The 22547-nt window shown below is 58.1% G+C and carries 25 protein-coding genes; 7 read left to right on the top strand and 18 right to left on the bottom strand.

Going from position 1 to position 22547, the window contains the following annotated elements:
• Positions 1-46 precede the first annotated feature (46 nt).
• The 7 genes from Q7U76_11400 to Q7U76_11370 all read left to right on the top strand — a co-directional run bounded on the left by Q7U76_11400 (position 47) and on the right by Q7U76_11370 (position 13209).
• Positions 47-994, top strand: coding sequence for a PAN domain-containing protein (locus Q7U76_11400; GenBank protein MDO8356985.1), 948 nt, complete (start codon positions 47-49; stop codon positions 992-994).
• Between the two features lie 81 nt (positions 995-1075).
• Positions 1076-2833, top strand: coding sequence for a hypothetical protein (locus Q7U76_11395; GenBank protein ID MDO8356984.1), 1758 nt, complete (start codon positions 1076-1078; stop codon positions 2831-2833).
• A gap of 102 nt (positions 2834-2935) precedes the next feature.
• Positions 2936-4873, top strand: a complete 1938-nt coding sequence (locus Q7U76_11390) for a Vps62-related protein (GenBank protein ID MDO8356983.1) — start codon at positions 2936-2938, stop codon at positions 4871-4873.
• Between the two features lie 397 nt (positions 4874-5270).
• Positions 5271-5618, top strand: a complete 348-nt coding sequence (locus Q7U76_11385) for a hypothetical protein (GenBank protein MDO8356982.1) — start codon at positions 5271-5273, stop codon at positions 5616-5618.
• Positions 5615-6388, top strand: coding sequence for a DsbA family protein (locus Q7U76_11380; protein ID MDO8356981.1), 774 nt, complete (start codon positions 5615-5617; stop codon positions 6386-6388). The genes Q7U76_11385 and Q7U76_11380 overlap by 4 nt, the downstream gene beginning before the upstream one ends.
• Before the next feature lie 521 nt (positions 6389-6909).
• Positions 6910-9912: a VCBS repeat-containing protein gene (locus Q7U76_11375; protein MDO8356980.1), complete on the top strand. Its 3003-nt coding sequence runs from the start codon at positions 6910-6912 to the stop codon at positions 9910-9912.
• Between the two features lie 159 nt (positions 9913-10071).
• Positions 10072-13209 carry a hypothetical protein gene (locus tag Q7U76_11370; GenBank protein MDO8356979.1) on the top strand — a complete coding sequence of 1046 codons (3138 nt, stop codon included), beginning with the start codon at positions 10072-10074 and terminating at the stop codon, positions 13207-13209.
• 283 nt (positions 13210-13492) lie between these two features.
• Here the strand turns inward: Q7U76_11370 and Q7U76_11365 are convergent, their stop codons facing one another.
• From Q7U76_11365 to Q7U76_11280, 18 genes are all read right to left on the bottom strand, one after another.
• A complete protein-coding gene (locus Q7U76_11365; GenBank protein ID MDO8356978.1) occupies positions 13493-13681 on the bottom strand; it encodes a hypothetical protein in 189 nt (62 codons plus the stop codon).
• A gap of 15 nt (positions 13682-13696) precedes the next feature.
• Positions 13697-15346 (bottom strand): phosphoglucomutase (alpha-D-glucose-1,6-bisphosphate-dependent), encoded by a 1650-nt coding sequence (pgm, locus tag Q7U76_11360; protein MDO8356977.1) that lies wholly within the window; start codon positions 15344-15346, stop codon positions 13697-13699.
• A 268-nt stretch (positions 15347-15614) separates the two neighbouring features.
• Positions 15615-16073, bottom strand: coding sequence for a hypothetical protein (locus Q7U76_11355; protein MDO8356976.1), 459 nt, complete (start codon positions 16071-16073; stop codon positions 15615-15617).
• A 40-nt stretch (positions 16074-16113) separates the two neighbouring features.
• Positions 16114-16350, bottom strand: coding sequence for a hypothetical protein (locus Q7U76_11350; protein MDO8356975.1), 237 nt, complete (start codon positions 16348-16350; stop codon positions 16114-16116).
• Positions 16351-16354: 4 nt separating this feature from the next.
• A complete protein-coding gene (locus Q7U76_11345; GenBank protein MDO8356974.1) occupies positions 16355-16963 on the bottom strand; it encodes a tail fiber protein in 609 nt (202 codons plus the stop codon).
• Positions 16960-17193: a hypothetical protein gene (locus tag Q7U76_11340; protein MDO8356973.1), complete on the bottom strand. Its 234-nt coding sequence runs from the start codon at positions 17191-17193 to the stop codon at positions 16960-16962. The genes Q7U76_11345 and Q7U76_11340 overlap by 4 nt, the downstream gene beginning before the upstream one ends.
• A complete protein-coding gene (locus tag Q7U76_11335; protein ID MDO8356972.1) occupies positions 17190-17639 on the bottom strand; it encodes a hypothetical protein in 450 nt (149 codons plus the stop codon). Before Q7U76_11335 ends, Q7U76_11340 begins: the two co-directional genes overlap by 4 nt.
• Positions 17632-17796, bottom strand: coding sequence for a hypothetical protein (locus Q7U76_11330; protein ID MDO8356971.1), 165 nt, complete (start codon positions 17794-17796; stop codon positions 17632-17634). Before Q7U76_11330 ends, Q7U76_11335 begins: the two co-directional genes overlap by 8 nt.
• Positions 17796-18986, bottom strand: a complete 1191-nt coding sequence (locus tag Q7U76_11325; GenBank protein ID MDO8356970.1) for a hypothetical protein — start codon at positions 18984-18986, stop codon at positions 17796-17798. The genes Q7U76_11330 and Q7U76_11325 overlap by 1 nt, the downstream gene beginning before the upstream one ends.
• Positions 18987-19376, bottom strand: a complete 390-nt coding sequence (locus tag Q7U76_11320) for a hypothetical protein (protein MDO8356969.1) — start codon at positions 19374-19376, stop codon at positions 18987-18989.
• Positions 19373-19501 (bottom strand): hypothetical protein, encoded by a 129-nt coding sequence (locus Q7U76_11315; GenBank protein ID MDO8356968.1) that lies wholly within the window; start codon positions 19499-19501, stop codon positions 19373-19375. The genes Q7U76_11320 and Q7U76_11315 overlap by 4 nt, the downstream gene beginning before the upstream one ends.
• A complete protein-coding gene (locus tag Q7U76_11310) occupies positions 19502-19882 on the bottom strand; it encodes a hypothetical protein (protein MDO8356967.1) in 381 nt (126 codons plus the stop codon). It lies immediately after the preceding gene.
• A complete protein-coding gene (locus Q7U76_11305; protein MDO8356966.1) occupies positions 19879-20463 on the bottom strand; it encodes a transglycosylase SLT domain-containing protein in 585 nt (194 codons plus the stop codon). The genes Q7U76_11310 and Q7U76_11305 overlap by 4 nt, the downstream gene beginning before the upstream one ends.
• The gene (locus tag Q7U76_11300) at positions 20450-21022 is read right to left on the bottom strand and encodes a hypothetical protein (GenBank protein MDO8356965.1); all 573 of its coding nucleotides are present in this window, start codon (positions 21020-21022) and stop codon (positions 20450-20452) included. Before Q7U76_11300 ends, Q7U76_11305 begins: the two co-directional genes overlap by 14 nt.
• Positions 21023-21031: 9 nt before the next feature.
• Positions 21032-21382, bottom strand: coding sequence for a hypothetical protein (locus Q7U76_11295; GenBank protein ID MDO8356964.1), 351 nt, complete (start codon positions 21380-21382; stop codon positions 21032-21034).
• Between the two features lie 2 nt (positions 21383-21384).
• A complete protein-coding gene (locus Q7U76_11290; protein MDO8356963.1) occupies positions 21385-21792 on the bottom strand; it encodes a hypothetical protein in 408 nt (135 codons plus the stop codon).
• Positions 21793-21804: 12 nt separating this feature from the next.
• The gene (locus Q7U76_11285; protein MDO8356962.1) at positions 21805-22377 is read right to left on the bottom strand and encodes a hypothetical protein; all 573 of its coding nucleotides are present in this window, start codon (positions 22375-22377) and stop codon (positions 21805-21807) included.
• Positions 22377-22520, bottom strand: coding sequence for a hypothetical protein (locus Q7U76_11280; protein ID MDO8356961.1), 144 nt, complete (start codon positions 22518-22520; stop codon positions 22377-22379). The genes Q7U76_11285 and Q7U76_11280 overlap by 1 nt, the downstream gene beginning before the upstream one ends.
• Between the last annotated feature and the right edge of the window lie 27 nt (positions 22521-22547).

The raw sequence follows: 22547 nt of genomic DNA, 5'->3' as shown, positions 1-22547 counted from the left end.
GCCAACAGCATCACTGTTGTGATGCTGTTGTTCAGAGGAGATTGTTATGGCGCGAGTAGCGAGGTGGACCTTTTGTTTGCTGCTGCCGGTCTTGTTGTCAGCTTGCGCGACACGAGGAGGGAGTACCGCTGACACAACACCAGGTCTCTCGGGCACCTCTACGTCCATTCAACTCGACAAGACCGTGCACTTTACCGCTCCGGACGGCGCACCAGTTCTTGCTGCGCAGGATGAGTACCTAGTCGAGCAGACAGCGGATGCGCAGCTTCAGCTTGTACCAGACAAGGGCGGATCGCCGTTGCTCCTCGCGGCAGACATCGGCACCCATGACCTCGAGGTATCTGCGCCCTTTCCACTCATTCTTGCCCTGAACGACGATGCGCGTGACGTGGTGCTCCTCATGCCCGACGGTACGGCATTAGACGCACGAGGTTCACTGAGTGGCCTGCGAACACGCGACATTGTGAGGGCACGACGCCACTATCAATTAGCCTATCAACTCGATCAGGCAACCGGTCAGGTGCAATTCGGCGACGGCGTCGCTGGACAGCGGCCCCCGGGCAACCAATCGCGAGGGGCGTCCAACTATCGCCTTGGGGCAGGGGCAATCGGCAACATCGGCGCAACTTCTACAGAGGGCGCTGAACTCTCGATGATTGAGCTGCAATCGGCCCTTTCTAATCGCGCAACAGCACTGGCCCTTGCCACCAACATTGCCGCCGCGCAGAGCGAATCGTTCCATCTTGAATACAACATGAATCGCCCTGGAAACGACTACGGGCAGCGGACTACGGTCAGCCCGGAAGCCTGTCGAGCGATCTGTTCGGCTGACGGCGCCTGTCAGGCCTTTACCTTTGTAAAACCACCATTCGGCGTCTCGGCTGGACAATGTTATCTCAAGCAAGCGGTGCCGGCTCAGACGGCAAACCCCTGCTGCGTTTCTGCCAAGCGAAAGAGTGCAGCACAGGAAATCAGTGGAAATATTGGCAGATAGCGTGAGGCAACCCTGTCGTATGAATCCGTCTCATTTCGTGGCCTGAACGGATGCGCGGCAGAGTAAAATAGGGAGCGCACGATGAACATCCGAAAGTCGAATCGATTCCATTTTGAAGTGCTGACGCCAAAGCCTGTCCTCACTTCGTTCATTCGAGGAATGGTCTTCGCCGTTGTGAGCCTGCTGGCATTGGCGTCCCCTTCATGGGCAAGGCTCGCTCCCTTCGATGGAATCGGAGGAGCGGGCGGGGCGCCATACCGGCTCGACTGCGGTGAATCGGCAGTACTGGTGGGGGTCACCGGGCAATCGGGTCTAGTGATCGATCGCCTTGCCGGTCTCTGCGTGAAAATCGACCCGGTCTCCGGAACGTGGGTCGGAGGCGTCTACGAGACAGCACCGGCTGGCGGCACCGGAGGCTCACGGTTCCACAATGCCTGTCCCGTCGGCCAGGCGCTTGTCGGCCTTGAGGGCACCATCAAATACTTCAGCGGAACCAACGTCGTTGCATCGCTGGGGATTAACTGCACGGCATTAAAGATCAGGACAGAATATCAACCTCCGGTCATCAAAGGGTTCCGTCAGGTTGGCATCTATGGAGATCCCGACCCCCTCAAGGTTGAGGCGTCGCAAGACCTCTGTTATCGCCCGCTGGCCGGGAACAACCGTTCACAGGATGATTGGACTCGAGTGGGCGTTGCCCTGGAAGGCCGGGCTGGGCTATTCCTCGATCGCGTGCATCTGACCTGCGGAGAGTTGCTGAACGACCAGCAGGGATATCGAGTCACGTTCCGAACCAGCGCGAAGTCGTCCGTCCTGGAAGGCACCCCGCTGAACATCCAATGGCGAGCGAGCGGCGCGAAGCCGGAACTGACACCGAACCTGCAATACAGCTGGGAACTGCAAGACTGGACCCATACCAAGCCCGGGATGCTTGGGCCTCAACCGACCATCATGCAAAACGCCTGTGCCTATGCCGCACAACCCTGTTCCGGCGGATGGTCCGGATCGCAGTCCGAGTCGCAAGTCACGTTCATCGGGTTGCCCGCGGCTCGCTACGAACTGCGTCTCACTGTCAGACCGACCGTCCCTGCTCCGGTGCAATCAAATGCCACACAGGCCTTTGAAATCGCTCCGAACCAGTTGGTCGAGGTGACGGTGAATCCAGGCACTGTTCGCCCAGGGCAAGCATCCACCGCGACCGTCGTATTGGAAGGGCCGACGCCACCACGGGGGAAAACCATTTATCTATCAAGCTCGAATGCGTCGCTTGTCCCGGTCCCTCCCTCCATCGTCATACCCGGCGGTACATCGAGAGGGACCGTCGCACTTCGGAGTGGATCTCCCATATCAGCGGGGCAGGTTACCATCACGGCGTCACTCCTCGCCCCTTTCTCTCAACAAGTCATCGCTGCGGATATCAAACAGACCAATTCTCTCCGCGTGTTGTCCCGAGGCCTTGAAGGGACCGAGCAGACTGAGTCTGCTCCAACAGAAGAGAAGCTGGCCGAACCGACCGGAGAGCCGGTGGCATCCACTGAAGTGCCGACTCCATCGGAAACATCCGAGATCAGCCAGGACGTGCAGGAGCGCGGCGTGAGAAACTTGACCCTCCGTCCTTCCACAACGTTATCGCAAGCATCAAATGCTATTGTGGCGACACCCGTTCAAAAGGCACCCATGAGTGCCGCCCTGTCAGAAGTTAAATCGGCAGTGATTGCTTCCCAGGCGCTGGCCTTGCCCAGCGCCACGAAGCAGGCCGTCCTCACGATTCAACCGGATCTCCAGATTCAACAGAATAATCTCATGCAGACGAACCCCAAGCGTTTCCAGATACCATGAGACAGCCTCACGCACCATGCCAGTAGTAATCTGAGGTCTATGGAAATGGGAAATGACCGACAACACGCACGTGCATGGAGAAATGGAAAGAGAGGTGGGAGTATGGACCTTCAGCCTTTGACCAGCCGACGCCTGGGTATAGCCGCGGTTCTGGCTCTGTGTGTGGCAATGCCGGGGATGCTATGGGCTCAGGGAGAGACTGGGGGGATTGAGCAGACCGCTCCAGACCAAGGCATCACGACGCGTGCACTAGCGGGAACGGTGGACATGGTGCTTGGGGCTTACCAGCACAATCCGGTGCAGAACGACTGGCATATTGGCTCGATCGTGCAAGACAGCACCGGACTGCGCTGGACCAACAAAGCTGGGGTCAGCTGGCGCTTGGAACCGGATCTCGCCAACCAGCGGCTGTTGACCGGTCCCGATAATCCCTACTACGCGCAGGGGTTACGGGAGTTTAAGCTGATCATCAACAATGGCCAGATTACGGGCTTCACATTTGCGGGAGGATCCTATCTTCGAATCTCTCCCCAACTCCAAACTGCCCCCCACGTTTTAGTAGATCCTCCTGTTTCTCCCAGAGAAGGGCTTATGACTCCTGTCCAAGGGGTCGATGTCACCAAATTCTGGAGCACCGAGAACCTAAGTTCTTGCAAGAAAGAGGTGCGGGTACAGAAGAAGAAACCTCAATGCGCGAAACCCTCTTTGGTGACGGGCGATTTCAACGGCGATGGCCAGAAAGAGGTGATTGAACTATGGGCCAATGGCAATTACCTCGCCATGACTGTCTATGGGATCCAAAAGGGTGGGGTTTTAGAGGAACTCTGGTCGACCCCTCGCGTGTCAGGGGACGGCCCGGGCGCGATCGCCTGGCTGGTCGGCGATCTCAACGGTGATGGTCGGGATGAAGTGATCCAGCCTTGGGCCAACGACCGCACCCTTGGAATGATCGTTTATGGCGCAACCGGATCAGGCCATGACATGACGAGGCTTTGGGGCACAAGTAACTTGCAGAATATGCGCGTTGAGGCCCACAATTGGATTATTGCTGATATCCGAGGTGATGGTTTTGACGAGATCATTCAGGTTGTGTCCTTCCCCAACGAACGCCAAGCAAAATTAGATCTTGGCGCAATTACCTACAAAACACGATACCCCAGCGTCCCCCCCCAAACGGATAATGACAAGCAGTTGCTCCTGAGGGACTATGCTCCACTCGTTTGGCTTGCACAAGGGGAGACATACTTTCCATCATCCGTTGAATGGGCCTTTCCTTATCTTGAACGCTTTAGAAATTCCGATGGCAACTATTGGCTGAAAACAAAGACTCCTCTAAGGAGTCCATCCGACAACAGTCTCCCACTTTTTCAGGGGGACAAAAATCTCAACCAGGTACCTGTATATGCGTTCGCAGTCGAGAAAGGAGAGTTCCTCGACCTCATATACTTTACTTTTTACCCCTATAATCGGGGCAAGGAAGTGCTCAATACAAAGTGGGGCAACCATGTCGGCGACTGGGAACATATTACGGTGCGTCTTGCGTGGCTTCTCAATTCGCGAACGAAACAATGGTCGCTGGAACCACTTGGGATGTACCTTTCAGCGCACAACTTTGGCGGCGCTTACCCGTGGGGCGATGTCATCAAGGCCGATAACCTGGGAAACGAGTCGAGTCAAGGGACACACCCCATCGTATATTCTGCATGGGGATCCCATGGCTTCTGGACTCGGGCTGGCTCTCACAATTACGAAATCTCCCTTACCGATGAAACCAGTCAGGGCACGAGATGGCCGACGTGGAACAACGTGCGCACGTACGACTATGCAGCGAAGAAGGGGCTAGGAGGTCTTTCTTGGCCTGGCTGGATGAGTACAGATTACCAGAATCCAGGGGCAGGTAATCCCGCCGACCCGGCGGCAGGGGCAATCTATCGCTGGGGCAATCCGGAAAGCGGAATGTGCGTTGGAGAATGCCGATTGAATGACGGTCCCACCGGTCCCGCTGCCAAAGGGGTGTGGGGTCGAGAGGTGTTTAAATGAGTTCCCTGAGCAGCTTACATCGGGAAAGTCCTCTGGACCACTTCATGCTCTGTTCGTTCCGTGACAACAAAGGGGTCGGGAGTCGTTTCTGGCCGGCCCATCGGAAATTAAGACTCCCGACCCTTTCTCACAGACTGGTCGATTACGACGGCCCGTCCGCCGGTTGACCAAGCGCCCGTTTGTCGCATATCCTTGCCCCCTCTTACAGGGCATAGATCGGTGTCCGGTTAGGTCCCACAACTCGGTAGCGCGGAGGGCTTCGCGTGAGAGTCAGACCGTCCATCGACCCCATCTCCCCTCTTCCGTCCGCATCCTCCTTTTCATTGAACCTTTCACCGCACTCAGTCGACGTACTTCACAGTATGGGTACGCTCGCTCACCTCAAGCTGAGGGTCCTGTGAGACAGATCACGCTGGCAGCACTCATCGCGGTGACGATCAGTGGCGGACTGCCTGCCGCTCACTCGATGGAGGCTTCGAGCGGGCCTGACACGATACCGCCGCCGCTGCACATGACCACGTCCCAATCCAGTAGAAATATTACCAACCCATCTCAGCCATCGTCGGACCATGTCGCCCCCCTTCCACAGAACACCGCTCCCGACTGCGATGGCGAAACGCCCTCGTCCGGCTCCGTGACTGCGCTGCTCAGTCGACTCGTCGGATCTTCCTCCGTCATGGCCGGCAAGCGATGTCCGATTCCACCGATTCCCGGCAATAGGCCGATACAGGAGCCCCATCCATGATCCAACGGTCTGCGGGTTTCCCATTGCGAGGCAGTGCATCAACCGTGTGCGTCTTTACCGTGATGCTCCTCGGAGCATCGCGTTCGTTTGCTGAACCGACAACTTCTGCTGATCCCGCCTCGAATCAGGCCCTCGAACAAGTGATCGAGCAGTACATCCGCACACACCCGGAAGTCATCGAGCAGTCGCTTCAAGCCTTAGACACCAAGCGGCAGGAAGACGAACGACAGCGTTCGAAGATGGCCCTCGTAACAAGGCAGAGCGACTTGTTGCAGGATCCCTCGTCGCCAGTCAGCGGCAATCCAGCAGGGGAGGTGACCCTGGTTGAGTTTTTCGACTACCGCTGCGGCTATTGCAAACGCGTGGCCGCCGCCGTGACGCAATTGCAAAAAGACGATGCGCGAGTAAAGGTCGTTTACAAAGACCTGCCGATACTTGGCGAAACCTCTGAACTCGCAGCAAAAGCGGCACTCGCCTCGAAGGCACAAGGCAAACATCAGGTCTTTCATGAAGCGCTCTTGGCAGCCAACGGCGACATCACGAAAGATTCGATCCTGTCGATCGCCGGAGAGGTCGGCTTGGATGCAACACGTCTCGAAATTGATATGGCACATCCCGAATGGCAGACGGTCATCGATCGCAACCGTGCGTTGGCAAGAGACCTCGGTATCAATGGTACGCCGGGCTTCATTGTCGGTACGGAACTCGTGCCTGGGGCGCTGGACCTGAACGGATTAAAAGACCTCGTCGCACGCGCACGACCACAGTAGCAAGACAAGAATACACCGAACCACCTATCCTGGCGGAGGCTAAACCATGAGATACATGACTGCATTCCTTGGGGCAGGGTTCATCTGTGCTCCATAGCTATGGGCATTTGGCGCATCGAATGATGGACGAGGGCCAACGACCCACGATTGTGCTGGAGTGGGAAAATCCTGGGGGCCAGGGTACTACCACCTGCCGGACCTGCCAGCAGGCTCAGTGCAAAACAAAAAATGGCAAGGCCGTCATAGCAGGCAACAAAACGCAAACAGAATCCTATGAACGATACGGCTCCCCACCGGCCGATCGCGGCATGACCAGACCACCAGTGCCCAAGGCACTATCATGAAACGCGGCATCGACGGTGAACAGTCTGAAAAAGACCCTATTGATTCGCAGACGGGACCTGGAGCAACAGACAGTGGAACTCCGGCGCCTGCCGCACCGTGAAGACGATTGAAGCATGGTACTTGAAAGAGGGACATTCTGATTCCCTACAAGTAATTGGTTCATAGGGGGCTCTGCAATGAAGAGACAATCTGTTCGTTCTTCCCGGAAACGCGTAATCCTCGCGCTGAGCACAGGCCTTCTCTTTATCGGTCTCAGCTCGTGGGCTGGGTCAGCGCCAATCATCACGTTACAGCAGTCGGTCCATTTTCCGTCGTCAGACGGCAGCGATGTCACTGTTGACGCCGGAACCTACGAGGTGGATACCCTGGTGGGGTCGCGCCTCAGATTGAACGCGAAGGGCGGTACGCCGCTTTTTCTCGACGCCCGCGCAACGACCCACAGTGAGATGATCGAAGCGCCGCTGGCCGTGACCGTATCGGGAGACGATCCAGATGTCGTTCACGTGGTATTGGTCCTGCCGAACGGTCAAGCGCTGGATGCGGCAGGTTCGATCTCCGGCGCTCGCCCACGCGGGACGGAGTATCCTCTGGCTTCCTCAGCGCAGATCCAATTTGTGGTCACACAAAAAACACCACCCACGCAACCACCCGTACCATATGGGGTCGAGAAAGGACGTGTCCTCCAAGGGCTGGTTTCCCCCCAATTAGGCGACCTGCAACTCTACACACAGCCGCAACCGCCCACTTTCACCGTGATCAGTTACGGGGGAAAATGTCTCGATTTCGGCGCTCCGCCACAAATTGCCGGCGCCCCGGTTTTCATCTACACCTGCAACGGTACAATAGCGCAACACGTCGTGGTGCAAGAGATCAACGCCCGCCACGAGGTCATTCTGCGCGCGGGGACAAAGGTTATCGGCGTCAAGTTATCTGCACCGCCTGCCGTGCTTTCCCGAGCTGTAGACCCGATCGTGCGAGATCATCGCGGTGCCCCTCCGCTATCGTCGCCGCCTCCACCACCATCACTGGTTCTCCCGAATACTGGGGCCATTCTGCAGGGTCAACGAAGCAACGCCCAACTTGCTGCGCCGCCATTCGTGATGATGACGCCCGTGGCTGAGCCGAGTATGGCAGGCAATCTGCTGCTCGAATTGCAGGATGATGTGAGTCGCCAAGGGGGGCGAATGGAGGTGACTGCGCTCTCAGGCTCGGCCTCGGGGCAGATCTTTGTGCTGGATGGAGACAGTATTATCTTAGCGGCGGATCGTACTCGTGTGGTGAAGGTGCTAAACAACCGCGGCACAAACCGAACCCCTCTCGTGCTGGGTTCACGAAATCTTGCAGATAACGAGTTCTGGACCGTTGTGGCCACCGACAAGAGCAACCGGAAACCCACCAGCGGTTTTGTGCGCGTGCCGCAGGAAATGAATTTTGGAAGGGCCTTGGAACAAGCACATTGGGGCACCGTCATTGAAATTGCGTCAGGCACATCGATCGAGTTGAGAGACTACCCCAATCCCTATAATCCGGCTCTGGACTATGCCCATGTCCACATTGGGGGTGGCATAACGATTCGCGGCGATCGGCGTGGCACCCTCTTGGGGCCGGAACTGTCGATGCGGAACGTCACGAAGGGGGCGATGATCGCCATTGAAGGCCCTGATGTACGTATCACTGGACTACGGTTGCGTGGACCAAGCCGGGACACAGACATTGATCAAACCCCCGTCTGGGGAATTGGTACTGAGCAAGACCATCTCCAGGCCAGGGTGATCATCGATCATAACGACATCTCGGACTGGCCGGGCGCAGCGATGACTGTCTCGGGGGCTGCAGAGCCGGGGATCTGTACAGACATGGGGGATCCCAGGGGTTCACGTCCCAATAACCTCCGCGTAGCGCGCAATTTCATTCACCATAACCAAAAGCAGGAGGCTGGATATGGTGTTCGGGCGGAGATGAACTCGTTCCCGCTGATCGAGGGCAACACCTTCGTCTCTAACCGCCACGCCATCAAGGCTTCTGGATGGGGATGCACCAGCTACCTTGCCTGGAACAACCTTGTACTCTGGGCGGCGCCGACGCAGACAAAAGTCTTGGTCGCAAGATGGACAGCCCATGACTTTGATGTGCACGGAACTGGTGGCAACGGGTTTGGTGGCCGCGCAGGGCAGTACTTCGAGATTGCAGGGAATACGTTCCTGGGCACCCAATACAAACATGAAAATTTCGACCTTCGAGGTGAACCGAATTACCGAGTCGAGTTTCATCACAACGTGTCGCTCAGAAGCCGAGAAGACGCCGTGGTCTGCAGTGATTGCGGGGCAAAGAATAAATTCTTCGTATACGACAACAATCAGTTCAATACGAATCCAAATCCGACGACTCGCCTAGGCGTGGGTGATTTCGACGGCGATGGAACGGACGATGTCTTCCTCGCCACTGGGTCGGCATGGTACTACGCCCCTGCCGGCAATGCCGAGTGGCGTTTCCTCAACGCCCAGACGGACGGGATCGGCACTCTTCTATTCGGAGATTTCGACGGCGACGGACGTACGGACGTCTTCACGCAGCATGGGCGCGAATGGCTCGTCTCCTGGGGTGGGGCCTCGCTATGGGAAAAGATCAACGAAAGCAATCCTGCACTGAGCGAGTTCCGCGTCGGCGATTTCATCGGCGATAAGCGTGCCGATATCTTTTATGCCGACGGGCAGCGCTGGTGGATCTCCGATGGCGGCGTTGGTCCGTTCGTCAATACGCAGGATTCAAGCAAACGAACCGCTGATCTCGGGTTTGGGGATTTCAACGGCGATGGCAAGACGGATGTTGTGGGCGTCGAGAGCGGCAAGTGGAAGGTCTCGTTGAACGCCACTGGACCTTGGGATGGATTTCCGTTGCGCTCGGCGCTGACGAAGACCATGGCAGGTTTGATCATCGCCGACTTCAACGGAAACGGCCGCGCCGATGTGGCCACGGCGTATGGGAAAAGTATTTCCTACGATGGCCGGAGAGATTGGACGGATCTCCCGTCGCGTCCGGGGATGTTTGCGGCAGTCGGTCGCTTTGATGCGAACCCCGGCGTAGACATTTTGTTCTACTCGGCCAACGGCAACTACCTTGGCATTCAATCCTCAGGCGTCGGCGCGGCCGTTCGGCACAGCCGCCAGGACATGCGCTGAACGGTTGTGAGCGAGGAGGCTCCAAGGATGATGCGCAATTCATCGCGCCACTCCCAGCGCAGGACAAACCCGATGAACCTTAAGCTGACCTTCAACGACTCATAGCCAGATCGGACCGTATAAGCCTCCACCCATGATGTGTCATGAAAGGAGAGCGTGATGCGAACGTATGCGACAGGGGAGAAGGGCAGAAGGAGCGGCGGGGTCAGGCAACTCAGACTGCCGGTCGGCCGCATCAGCCTGAGTGGTCTCATCGGGGCAATGGTCTACATGACGTTGGCCAGTCTGATGAGTTTCCTCGCACGCCTTTCAACGCACAATCTTGCGGCTATGGAGCCAAAGGAGATCATCATGCGTAAGACGCACGTGATTGGGATCGGGATAGTCGTCGCGCTTGTCATCGCTGGTGCAGCCGCAGGATTCGCCCCGTCGCCGGCTGTAGCACAGAGTGAGTCTTCGGTTGCAGAGACTGAGCAGGGAAACGTCACTGAGCGCGCCGTCCCGGGACTGGCAATTCCTCGCCAGGGCACAGGTGTGCCAACCAGACCACCGGTGGTGGCCCCTAGCCTACAGGCAATCCCGCCATTGGCGATACCCCAAACATTCCCCTTCAAGGGGCAGACTCCGCCTTGTCCCTCTCCAGCCGTGACCGGTCTCGGAATCGGAATTGATGCAGCAAATGAACTCATGGCCTGCCCCTGGGTGGGTCTGAGTAAGCAGCGAGAACAAGACAGCGAGCGCAACATTCGAGAATCTCTGGAGGGTAAGCGGCTCGCCCATGGCGGCGGAAAGCTCTCGGTGAAAGGCAACAGTCTCGCCGAATGGGGCGTCTCGCTCAAAATGACCAACGTCGGGGCCAATTTGGACTTCGCAGCGCCGCCGGGATTCCGTCGCGCGTCGCTGAATGGCTTCACGCTGGAGGCGCCGCTGGGGCGGTCATGGAATATCGCGCTTCGGGGCCAGATTGAAGGACGAGCAAACGTCGAAGTCGGGAACAAAAACGTTCTAAAATGGAATCCTTCGTTGTTTCCCTTCGGTATTCGTATCTCGAACTTGCAGACGCGGGCAGACGTTAGACTCGACCCGCGCGATCCACAACGCCCGAAACTCATCAATGCGACGATCACTCCCCACTTTTCAGTGGGAGGGGAAGGGTTCATCCCGGTCTCGATCCCTGTGTCCATCCAAACACAAGTTTCCGGCGGAAAATTGCACATGGTCGGGCATTTCACCAACCTTCCGGTTGCTCTTGGGGGGGGCTTCGACGCACGGCTTACCGGAGACCTCATCATGACGTTCGAACCGGTGCGATACGACATCGGGGCTGAGGTTGACTACAGAAATTTGTTTGGCACGCCGCGGGGCGTTGATATAGACAGCAACACCTCTCCTCAACAACTTGCAGTTGATCTTAGCGACAACGCGGACGACGTGTTAATGGGTGGGAAGATTGGACGTGCATCTTTCCATGCCGCTTTTCAGCTCGTCACGGTGACCGTACGAGGGGAATTGAGCATCGGATTAGGCTTCTCCTACCTGGGCACGAAATACGACAAGCGCGTGGGGGTTCCCTTCGGATTGTCCCTGCCATTCGTCGTGCCCACCACCGATGAACTCAATCAGCTCATCGCTGGGCTTCAACCTGGGATGCCGCGAACCCTTGGGGAAAATCAGCCTGGTGGCATGACTCCGCCACTCCAGACACCAGTCGACTTCGCGACCCCGGCGAACGAGATCGAGACGGGCATCCTCCGGCATCTCCCCAGCGGGACGGTGCTCTCGCTCGATTATCCCTGGCTCCAACTGGATCCGCCTGTTGGGCGGCCATTGCTTCTGAGCGGGAAGAGTCTGCCAACGTATGGGCAACAAGCCGATTCCGCCCTCTGGACAGGACACTATCTCGCAGCCGAGTCCTTTCGCTATGCCGCGATGCCCAGCCCAGCGGCCCTGGAGCGCGTGAAGTTCGTCCTAGGCGGGATCAAGAGGCTTTTTGACGTCACAGGCGACGTGGTGGGACCACCGGTGCGTCAAGGCAGCATCGGTGGCCTCAACTTCGGAGGGGCCGCATTCATTCCAGTCACCGCTGGGCCAGGGATTCTTTCACGGACGTTTCACCGTTCCGATGACCCCAGCGACTACACGACCGGTCCGCTCACCACTCAACCCTGTTACTACATGCATCCGGAAGGCGGATGGCAAATACAAGGAAATCCGACCATCTTTCCAACCTACGGAGCGGTTCCGGAAGCCACTCGCACGGGATTACCTCAACTCATCCAACCGGTCGGTCCCATCTGGTACGGCTGGGGTTGCGGAACCAACCATCCGGTAAGCCGCGACCAACAAGTCGGAGTCTTCATGGGATTGGCCATGGCCTATCAGAACGTGAATGACCCTGAGGTGCAGGCGACAGCGAAGAAGCTCATCGAAGACGCCTTGGACAATTTGCTTCGGAACAACTGGAACGTGGTCCTTCCCCCGGACAATCGCATCGCCCCGACCTCGTCCTACCTTGGCGACTTCGCGAAGCAACTGGCGTATCTCCGCATCGGAAAGACCGTGAATCCGGCCAAGTACGGCCCGCTGTACGACAAGTATGCACCGGCTGCCGAGTTGACCTGGATTCCCACCTGGTTCAGCTCGATCGACCCGCCCGAAGAATATTACAAGTTCAATCTCTCGCACGCCGCCTTCTCATCACTGCTCTTCCTCGAAACAGATCCGTCTATCCGTGCAAAGGCGATAGTTGGATACAACATGCTCTGGGGCGCGATCCATCATCATAAGAACGCGTATTTCGACCTGCTGCATATCCTGGTTCAGACACCGGCTGAGCGTGCAGCGGCAGCAGCCAGCCTGTCTTCCCCCAATTCCCGGATCAATCTCACCGAGGAGATCCAGTCCTTGCTGAACGAGTGGCTGATTCGCCGCAGCCTCGTCATGGGTCCCAACGGCCTCCCGAGAAACGACGTGGCGAGATGGGATTATCAATCCCAGCTCTGGCCGCGCGACGTGAGTCTCTATGCCTCGTTGGGCGGCAACCCCAAATGGATCTCAAATTTTGCCCTCCCCCTTTGGGGACGAGTCGGGCAAGGGATGGACTTCATGTGGCAACGACATCCCTTCCAAGTTGGCATGGATGAAAAGATTCGGCGACCCGGCGTACCACCGCCTGACCAGATGGAAGTGCTCCAGAATGGCGCTCCAGGTAACCATCGCCTCAGAGAAGGGTCGGCCGTGGACTATCTTCTGGCCTACTACATGGCGGTCTATCTTGGCCTGCTTCCTAGTCCGTAGCAGTCCCTGCTGGACGCGATACGAGGGAACATTCCATGAGCTCGAATCATACGCGGTCGACGATCGGAAACGTGGAGGCGGCTGCGCCTCGGCCACGCACGGCCATAACGTAATCGACCAGGATGCCGGTGTTGCACTAGGATTTTGAGCCAGGCCAGGAACTCGTTCTTAGTCGAGTGGGGCAGTCATTGCCAATCGATGCTTGGGCTTCTCCCTGAATGCCCCGCAGCGCTGGTTGCCATGGAAGCGTTCAGCTCTGGCCAGTGACACATCTCAACGGGCCTCACAAGCCTGCAAAAAAGGGGGAAGCCACTAGAAGTACATACACATTGGCAGTAAAGTAGGGAACGACACAGAGCGCAATGCCGACGATCAGCGGCACAACGGCTCGTTGCTTCTTTCCATAGAGACAATATCCACAACCGATCGATCCAAAAATCATGCCCCACATGAGCATGGCCGTGCTACTCACTCTGGCCCACTCCTCTTACGTGGCAGATGCCAGTGCCTGTGTAATCAGGGCCTGGGCCTCTTCCTGAATCCGCGTGAGATGTGCGTTCCCTCGAAAACTTTCAGCGTAGAGCTTATAGACGTCTTCGGTGCCGGACGGGCGAGCCGCAAACCAGCCTTGTTCGGTGACGACTTTCAGTCCACCAATTGCGGCACCATTGCCAGGGGCTGTCGACAGTTTGGCTATGATTTTGTCACCGGCCAATTCAACAGCCTGGACCTGGTCCGGCGAAAGTTTCGAGAGGATCGTTTTCTGTACAGGCGTGGCGGCCGCATCGATTCGCGCGTACAGGGGTTCTCCGAGTTCTTTGGTCAGTTCTCGATACAGTTCACCGGGATCGCGGCCGGTTTTCGCCATCATCTCTGCGGCCAACAGGTTCATGATGATGCCGTCTTTGTCCGTCGACCAGACCGTGCCATCGCGACGGAGGAATGACGCCCCCGCGCTTTCTTCTCCGCCAAAGCCGAGCGAGCCGTCTAACAATCCCTTCACGAACCATTTGAAGCCGACCGGCACTTCAATGAGTGTGCGTCCGAGTTTGGCAGCAACACGATCGATCAGACTGCTGCTTACCAACGTCTTCCCAATCGCGGCATCGGTCTTCCAGCCGGGACGGCTCGTAAAAAGATAGGAGATTGAGACCGCCAGATAATGGTTGGGGTTCATCAGGCCGGCAGAGCGGGTGACGATGCCATGCCGGTCGTTGTCTGCATCGTTGCCAAAGGCGACATCGAACCGATCTTTCAGCGAGATGAGGTTCGCCATCGCAAAAGGCGAGGAACAGTCCATCCGAATCTTGCCGTCCCAATCGAGCGGCATGAACCGGAAGGTGGGATCGATGGCGGGATTGACAATCTCAATGTGTAAGCCATACCGCTCTGCGATCGGCTGCCAGTAGGCTACGCCGGATCCGCCCAGCGGGTCGATGCCAAGCTTCAACCCGGATGATCGAAGCATCTCCATGTCGATAATCTGTGCGAGGTCATCGATGAAGGTGCCGAGATAATTATGGGGCTTGGTCGTCGCCGCTCGTCTGGCTCGGGCATAGGGGAGGCGGGCTACTCCATGGAGGTCGACCTTCATCAGGGCGTTGGCACGGTCCTCTATCCACTTCGTCACCGCGGTGTCGGCCGGGCCACCATGTGGCGGATTGTATTTGATCCCGCCATCCTCCGGTGGATTGTGCGAGGGAGTGATGACGATGCCATCGGATAATCCTGAGCTTTTGCCTCGATTGTAGGTGAGGATGGCGTGAGAGATGACCGGGGTTGGCGTGTAGCCGCCATCCTGGTCCACCATGACCTCGACGCCATTGGCCGCCAGCACCTCTAGGACGCTTGCAAAGGCTGGCTCCGATAATGCGTGTGTATCCATCCCCAGATAGAGTGGGCCGCTGATGTTCTCCATCTTGCGATATTCGTAAATAGCCTGTGCGACTGCGATAATATGGACTTCGTTAAAAGATCGCTTGAAAGATGTTCCTCGATGCCCTGAGGTCCCAAATGTGACGCGCTGCTCGCGCACGTTTGCATCGGGCTTTTCCGTATAGTAGGCCGTGATTAGGCGAGGGATATTGACGAGCATTGATGCCGGTGCTGGCTGGCCTGCGTGAGGATGATGAGCCACGAGATGATCCTTTGAGACAGGTTAGGAATATGTAGTCTTCGCGCTGTGAGCCTCTGCGACAGTACCTCTTTCACGGCAAGATGATCAACTGAACGACAGGATGGTGGAGGTTGAACGAAGCGAGGCCTTGTCTATTGCCAAGAGGCGAGAAGAAGAGTAAAGGGTGGAGAGATAATATATCGATCAGTGACTGAGTTGACATAATAGTTCTCGTAGGAAGTCGAAAAAGCGGGGGTAGGGGGGCAGTCGATCTAGTGGGATCCTCCTTTCAGCAGGGTGAATCCGCCAGCCGTTCAAAGTTTCCGGCGTTGGCCTTCCAGCGCCGGGCTATTTTCTGGTCACACACCGCAAAAACGCCGCCCGGTTCGGTCTTGGTCTTCAGGAGAAGATCCGCCGCGTACTGTTCGGCCCGGCTTTTAGTTTGTGCGTTGAGATGCTGAAGAATGACTTGATGGAACGCTACGAGTTGATCGCTAGTCGGTTGGCCGCTCGCTGCGTCTAGGAGTGGCGCAAAGTCTTTCACGATCGGGAAGCCAGCCCAAGAGAGGCGATTAAATTGGGCCTCTGCCATCGCCTTTGTTAAGGCGTTGCGCTTCGCGTCGGCTTGTTCGTTGGCTGCTTGGGTTGCGAGAGGGGAGAGGATGAAGTCCCGAAAATCGGAGAGCGTTTGCCCGTAGACGGGCAGCGCTAACAGGGAGACTGTAAGAAACCCTAGTAGATATTGCATTCCCAAGCCGAGCGCATTTTATGCTTCAGACGTGAGACTGTCAAGCCTGCTTAATTTCGGCGTAGGCTTCCATCGCCCGGACGGAGAGCCAGAAGACCACCAGCGCGAGACCGACATAGAACACCACCTTGACCCCATCGAAGTTGCCGCCCGGCTGAACCCACGGTTGTTGAGGTGTCCCCGTAATGGTCTCATCGGTCTGACTGCATGGCGATTCCGGCCCGTAGAACGAGCGCGGGAATGGGCAGAAATAGGTTTCGCCGACCGTGGTAGCCATCGCTCTAGGTTCCGATCACGCACTTAAGGGCCAGGAATGGAGGGTTGAAGGGTTGCCCGCCGCCTTCGCTTTCAGCTGCGTTCGTGATTGGGTCTGTAGCAAGAGTATTGGCCGCCGTGCCGTAGGTTCTATAGTTTGCCCCGGCTCCTACTGTGTTGGTGTACTGCGTGCTTGGATGGTTGTGTGAGGGCATTTGAGCAATGCTCATGATTTCCGTTCCGCCCGATCCGCCCAAGGTATCCGCCGCCGCTGCTGTGATGCGATTAGCCGAACTCCCGCCGAGGTTATCGAGGCTCACCATCACGCGGCCCCGCGTGTCTGGAAGGCCGAAGGTTGTGACACCATCACCAGCGCCATATGTGGTGCCGATTTGCGAAAACAGGTTGGGGTAGGTGACTCTCGATACTAGTTGCCCATAGGTCTCAAGGGTGTTCGTTGGGGGAGTCGTTCCGGCGTAACAGCCGATAAAGCCGGTGGGAATCCAGGAAATGACGCCGCCTTGATCGGCGCTTCGGTGTGTATGCTGCGCCGTGCCGCCCCAGATGCCGCCGCCCAAGATGAGGGTGAAGGGGAGCAAGAGCGCAAGAAGGAATTTTGTTTCGAGTCGTTTCATAATCCCACCCCCAAGAGTAGCCGCCTGAGATCGCCAGAGACCGGAACGGGCGGAGTCGCGCCGGTGTGAAAGAGCATGGTGTAGCGGGCCTTATGTCGCTTCGGTCGAGCGGCCCTTGTGCTCACGACATGGAAGCGCCCGGCGCGCCCGGTATCGAGCACCACGGGAGGCGCGAAGACCTGCACCCGCGACGGCTTGCGCCGATGTTGGCGCCGTTCTCTCGCTGTCATTCTTCGCCTTCAAACCCCGCCAGGCAGTTGACCGCTGCCGGTGCCGTGATCCGCATGCCGAGCCGAGCGCCGCCTGCGATTTCGATTTCCTTATCGAAGTCGAGGGGGATAATCACCCCGGCTTGTGGGTGTACATGGAAGGTCTTCAGCACGTTGCCCGCTGTCGGCTCCGCTGAGGCGTTGACTTGTCCCGTACATCCGAGCGCCGTCGACGTGTCTTTCGTCTTCTGAGGGGTTCGGCTGGTCATTGTGCCTGCTGTCGTCTGCGTGAGAATTTCGACCACGGCGGGCTCTGCCGTGTTGCTGACTCCGTCGAACGAGACCCAGGCCCCATTGACGGCAAGAATGGTATTGGCCGGCGCGATGAGCTGCGCCACGGTTTTCGCCGTGGCCGCAGAGAGGGCAATTTCAGCCGTCGGGGTAAGTGTGAATCCGTTTCTAGCCATCGGTTCGTTCCTCCAATTTCACCGCCCCACAATCGAGGCAGATAGTGTAGAGCGGATGAGCAAAGCCCGGCAGCGCCCGGCCTAGCAGGACTTCCCGCTTCCCGCCGTTGTGTTTGCAAAATAACCGGCCCCAGGCCCGTGTCAGGTGGAACCACATCAGTAAAATCCTCCCGCTTGGATCATGTGCCGCGTTTGGTGCCGCTCTGTGGCCGCGCCGCCTCTGTCGCTGATCGCCCGTTCCTTAAAGAAACAATAGCGATTGTTATAGGTCAATCCGCCCGTGCGCCCGGCGACTCCGCATTGATCGTGGGCCGCGTCATCGAGCCTGTCCGAGGCCGTATCGGTATAGGTGGACAAGGGAGAGCCGTCTACCCCGTACCATCCAGGGTCAGAGGGTTTCGTGCTGCCGTGATTGTTCGCCCAGACGGAGCAGAGCACATTCGCGCCGACTGCCCCCTCGTAGGCCCCGCGAAGCGTCAGAAAATCGTTGTCGGCCTGTGTCAAGGAGATGGCCGTCAACGTGCTACGCGAGCCGCCGACGAACTTTTCGAGTGTCAACTGATCTTGGCCGGACCAGTCCAACCCGCACCACACGTAGCAATCACCCGCCACCGTACTGTTAAAGCGTCCCGCACCTGCTCCCGCCTGATTGTTCCCAGAATTTGTTTTGAATGTGGCCTGTGATTCCTGATCGAGCGAGCCGGGCCCGTTCGCGGAGTAGCGCAAGATCCAGTTTGTCGCCTTATCGCAATTGATCTCATTATTCCCAGAATCCCACGTGGCCGCGCCGCCAAGGTCGTTGGTCCAGCGAGGTAGGCTAAAGGGATCGGTTGCGAAGTCGTCAAGGTATTCGGTGTTATGGAGTTCCGGCAGGGCCGTGCGTGGCCGGTCGGTGGAATGTTGAAAGTGACTGAAAATATCCCGCGCCACTTGGCGGAGCGAGGTGGCCCCGGTGTACAGCGCCGTCTTCTCTTGGAAGGCCGGGACGATCACGTTTCCGCCCTGATAATCGACATAGGAAAAACCGGGCAGCCAGCTTTCGAGCGCGGTCCGCCAGGCGTTCCGCTGTCCCGCCGTGAGGTCTCCCAGCGTTTGGTCTGTCAGGTCTGCAATATCCCGTGGAAATAGAATTGTAGAAGCATCACCGGGAGGCGTCACCGGCCCAATGAGCCGCACCAACACGGCGGGGATCGCATAGGCCCCGTTGGCCTGTCTGGGCGGAAAATAGTTTTCGACAATCGGCGCGAGCCGTTGAAAGGCCGCTTGACTGGTCCAGCCACCGTCTAGCTCTCTGAGTGGTTGACTCAGTCCCCACCGGCCCGCCTTGACGATTGAAACGAGGCCCATCTACACCTCGCAATAGATCACGTGATACATGACCGCCTGATTCCCGGAGAGGTTGGCCTGTAGACCGGTGCCGATAGGCGTTTCAAATTCGTATCCGACCGGGAGCCCTTCGGCGACGACTCCCTCGCGTGGGTTCAGGTCCCAATCGGGAGCCGTCGAGATGGCCGCGCCGGTCGAATCCACAAACCCGGCGTTGACCACGGCCCCGTTGACCGCCCGCGCCTGTAGCCGGTACCCGAGTACTCGAATCTTTTTGCCTGCGACCGCTGTAACCAGCGCCGTTGGGCCGGTCACAGAGGCCACCACCTTTGCCCGTTTGATCTCGAAGCCGCCCGCGAGGATCTCAAGCCAGCCATTGACGATGCGAAGGGCCGCGGGGAAGCGGTTCACGTCTTCCCCATCACAACCTTGAGCTTGTGCCGAAGGTCCACGACGCCTACGAGGGCGAGGCCAGCCGCCAGGCTGTTCACGATGCAGAGAAAGTCAAACGTGAATTCGTGCCACCAGCCAGGCATTTAAGGCCTTTCTCCCGGCGTCATCAGGATCAACTCGAACATCGCCGCCATTTCCGTATTGCCGCTTGCGCCAGCCGCCATGACGCCCTTCATCGCCACGGACACCGACCGCCCGAGATAGTAGGGCAGCTCGAAGGTTTCCGGCTGTGAGATCGACCCGAGTTGACTGGTGATATTGCCGAACTCTGAATGGGGCACCCCGTTGACGAGTAGTTGTTGCGTGGCATAGGCCGCGTTGGAGGTCGGATCAATCCCGGTGCCGAGCTTTCGGAGATAGACGTCATGGCCGGAATTGTCCGCGTTGGTGCGCTCAATGAGCGTGGCGGATGCTCCCGGAGCCACCGTAGCCGATGCCGGGCCTTTTCTCGCTGGTAGTTTCACGTCGCCACCTCACTTAGTAAAAGGTCAAGCTTCAGGTCTGAAATTGCTTGGTGCATCCGTGTCAGCTTGGTCAGATTCCGTCTGCCGAGCACGAAGCGCCCGCGCCCGCCCAAGGTCCAGGCTTCGGCGTAGTCGCCCAACGGAAAGCCGGGATAGACTCGCATAAGCCGCCGCATTTCCTGCATGGCGATTGAGATATTCATATCGGTCGAGAGGAGGTCGTCCCGCGTGACATCGCGTCGATGATCCCTCGCCGTGCCGAGCTGGATTTGAAAGAGTCCGAAACTCACCCCGTCATCACCCACCACCGTAGGCCGGAGGCTCGATTCCGTCACCGCGAGGGCCAGCATGAACGCGGGGTTGATGCTGGCCTCTTCAGAGGCGACGAGGATCTTGTCTGCGACCATCTGTTGAGGCCGAGACAGAAAACGAGGGTCGTAGGTCGTGGCTTGTGGCGGTTGTTGATCCTGGGGTAACTGTGGCCCTTGCACTTCCGCCGCCGCAGCCTCTCCACCCCTGAACCAGAGATAGCCGAGACCCAGCGCCAGTGCTCCGCCTATGAGCAGTTCACTTGAAGGCAAGATACGCCCCCACGGCCACCAGCCCCACCAGCAACAGCGGGGAGGGGATCGCCTTACCTGAAGACGTTGACGCCCCCGCCCCACGGCTGGGGGTGATCACATAGCCGCCGCCCTGCCCAGGGCGATTGCTGAAGACTTGACGCGGGACATTGCCCGCCGTGCCCGGCCCGGTTGGCGTCGAGACAAACGAGCGCAAGGCCCCCGCGGCCTGCGTGGCCCAGGCGCTCACGTCTGCCGAGCCGATGCGATTGAGTGGGCTGTCATCGACCAAGTGTTGCGGGGTAGATTGCTGCACAATCGCCCGGCCTAAGATCTGCTGAAACCCGTAGGGGTCTGCTTCCGTGGGATCATATTCCGGCCCCGCCGTCGCATGCTGATATTGCCCCTCGAACGAAGAGGCCGCACGATCATTGGCCGTGGCGAGATCCGCCGCAGATTGATCGTAGATCGCTTGTTCCACGATACCGCGCCCAAGCGCTTCCTGATCGTTGACGGGATTGATCACCGCACTCGATCCGCTGTCGTCGCTGCTGAACCACCCGAACATATCCTCGAACATGGGACCACCTCATAGAAGTTTTCTGAGAAGCAATGCACCGCCAAGCGCCAGGACAATCACAAGCACCGGAGAGAGAGAGGACGCGGGACCCAGGCCCGGATTCACGGAAAAGTCAGCCGTCCGGCGAAGGTCTCCCGCGAGACGGTTGGCGTTTTGGATGCTGCCCTGGATGCCTTCCGCCAGCGGTTGAAACCGATCAATGAGATTGCCGTTGATTTCACCCAACGTCGTCGCGAGCGGTTGGAGAAATTCAGGCCCGAAGTGAAAGGCTGGATTGACCTCCACGCCGACGTTGACCGTCTGGTTGATCGTGTTGGTTGTGACCGGTCCTTTGTCGCTGCCGAAGATATTGAACGCCATAGTTACCCAAGTTTCTTGAACAGGAGCACCGCCGCGAGCGTCGCAAGGCCGACAAGAGCATAGGTCGTGATACTGCTCTGACCTGAGAGGAACGAGTCCGCACTGTAGCCGCTCGGCGTGGCATAGGGAGCCGGGAGCGCCCCCAGGAACGGGAGCAAGGACCGCGTCGATTCGCCGAAATCACCAATAGAAATGTTGTTGGTAACGGTCTGGTTCGTCGATTGCGTGGATGTTTGCACGTCCGGTGCTGGCTGTGCCGGAGCCGCACCGCTCCCGCCCGCCTTGCTCGATCCTCCGCCAGCCAGGGAACTGCCGAGCGAGCTGCCAACCGCCGCACCGGCTGGACCGCCGACGAATCCGCCTGCAACTGTTCCGGCTATGGGTAGCAGCGAGTCTAGAAGGTCCGCCATGTCAGAGCCTTTCTATTCGGGCGCGCTTGGTGAAAGTCGATCAATGCGCTGCACAACCGCAACCGATCGCGCCGACTCATTGCCCACAAGATCGAGCGCCGTGGCCCAAAACGTAACGTTGGCTTCTTGATTTTGCAGCACAGGCACCAACAGCGTAGACGTAATCCGCCCGCCGCCTTGCGGCCTGGTCGCTGGCGTGGTCGCGCCGATTTCTGGAACGCCGCCCTCTTTCTGAAAGTACAGCCGCGTTTCTCTGAGGTCGCTCAAAACTGACCCGTCCGGGTTGGTGGAAGGTTCGGTGTATACGAACGATACCTGTGTCCCTGTGACCGTCACATCCAGCGCGAAGGCCGGAGCCGTGCAACCGAACGCCAGGAGCACGACGGCAAACATGCGAAAGCCGCCCAATGATCCGGGCGAAGGCCCCGCCGATTGAATCGGGGAGCGCGTCAAGGCCGTCACCAGCGTTCCCAGCGTCCCGAGGCCCATAGCGACGTTGGGATGCTGCGCCACCCAGTCAGCCGCGTTGAACTGTCCGAGCAGACCGATGAGTAGGGAAATCAGAGAGGGAAGCCAGGCGAGCATTATTGATTCTCCTCTTCTGCGAGGTCTTCCATATGCTCCGCTTCCGTCTTCTTGAGCGGACAATCGTTCGGCTGTTTGGCGTGAGGGCAGAGCCCGCCCGCGTTGACCGTGCCGCCGCATGGGTTGCAATAGATTTCAGCCATGATTGAGTTCCCCCTATGAAGTGAGTC

Source organism: Nitrospirota bacterium, from assembly GCA_030645475.1.
Taxonomy (GTDB): Bacteria; Nitrospirota; Nitrospiria; order Nitrospirales; family Nitrospiraceae; genus Palsa-1315.
This window is presented reverse-complemented; position numbering and strand designations above follow the sequence as displayed.

Excerpts from the sequence above, each read along its gene's own strand:
- Q7U76_11400 (MDO8356985.1), top strand. The coding sequence starts at position 47 with ATGGCGCGAGTAGCGAGGTGGACCTTTTGTTTGCTGCTGCCGGTCTTG.
- Q7U76_11395 (MDO8356984.1), top strand. The coding sequence starts at position 1,076 with ATGAACATCCGAAAGTCGAATCGATTCCATTTTGAAGTGCTGACGCCA.
- Q7U76_11390 (MDO8356983.1), top strand. The coding sequence starts at position 2,936 with ATGGACCTTCAGCCTTTGACCAGCCGACGCCTGGGTATAGCCGCGGTT.
- Q7U76_11380 (MDO8356981.1), top strand. The coding sequence starts at position 5,615 with ATGATCCAACGGTCTGCGGGTTTCCCATTGCGAGGCAGTGCATCAACC.
- Q7U76_11375 (MDO8356980.1), top strand. The coding sequence starts at position 6,910 with ATGAAGAGACAATCTGTTCGTTCTTCCCGGAAACGCGTAATCCTCGCG.
- Q7U76_11370 (MDO8356979.1), top strand. The coding sequence starts at position 10,072 with ATGCGAACGTATGCGACAGGGGAGAAGGGCAGAAGGAGCGGCGGGGTC.
- Q7U76_11355 (MDO8356976.1), bottom strand. The coding sequence starts at position 16,073 with ATGCAATATCTACTAGGGTTTCTTACAGTCTCCCTGTTAGCGCTGCCC.
- Q7U76_11350 (MDO8356975.1), bottom strand. The coding sequence starts at position 16,350 with ATGGCTACCACGGTCGGCGAAACCTATTTCTGCCCATTCCCGCGCTCG.
- Q7U76_11345 (MDO8356974.1), bottom strand. The coding sequence starts at position 16,963 with ATGAAACGACTCGAAACAAAATTCCTTCTTGCGCTCTTGCTCCCCTTC.
- Q7U76_11340 (MDO8356973.1), bottom strand. The coding sequence starts at position 17,193 with ATGACAGCGAGAGAACGGCGCCAACATCGGCGCAAGCCGTCGCGGGTG.
- Q7U76_11335 (MDO8356972.1), bottom strand. The coding sequence starts at position 17,639 with ATGGCTAGAAACGGATTCACACTTACCCCGACGGCTGAAATTGCCCTC.
- Q7U76_11330 (MDO8356971.1), bottom strand. The coding sequence starts at position 17,796 with ATGTGGTTCCACCTGACACGGGCCTGGGGCCGGTTATTTTGCAAACAC.
- Q7U76_11325 (MDO8356970.1), bottom strand. The coding sequence starts at position 18,986 with ATGGGCCTCGTTTCAATCGTCAAGGCGGGCCGGTGGGGACTGAGTCAA.
- Q7U76_11315 (MDO8356968.1), bottom strand. The coding sequence starts at position 19,501 with ATGCCTGGCTGGTGGCACGAATTCACGTTTGACTTTCTCTGCATCGTG.
- Q7U76_11300 (MDO8356965.1), bottom strand. The coding sequence starts at position 21,022 with ATGTTCGAGGATATGTTCGGGTGGTTCAGCAGCGACGACAGCGGATCG.
- Q7U76_11295 (MDO8356964.1), bottom strand. The coding sequence starts at position 21,382 with ATGGCGTTCAATATCTTCGGCAGCGACAAAGGACCGGTCACAACCAAC.
- Q7U76_11290 (MDO8356963.1), bottom strand. The coding sequence starts at position 21,792 with ATGGCGGACCTTCTAGACTCGCTGCTACCCATAGCCGGAACAGTTGCA.
- Q7U76_11285 (MDO8356962.1), bottom strand. The coding sequence starts at position 22,377 with ATGCTCGCCTGGCTTCCCTCTCTGATTTCCCTACTCATCGGTCTGCTC.
- Q7U76_11280 (MDO8356961.1), bottom strand. The coding sequence starts at position 22,520 with ATGGCTGAAATCTATTGCAACCCATGCGGCGGCACGGTCAACGCGGGC.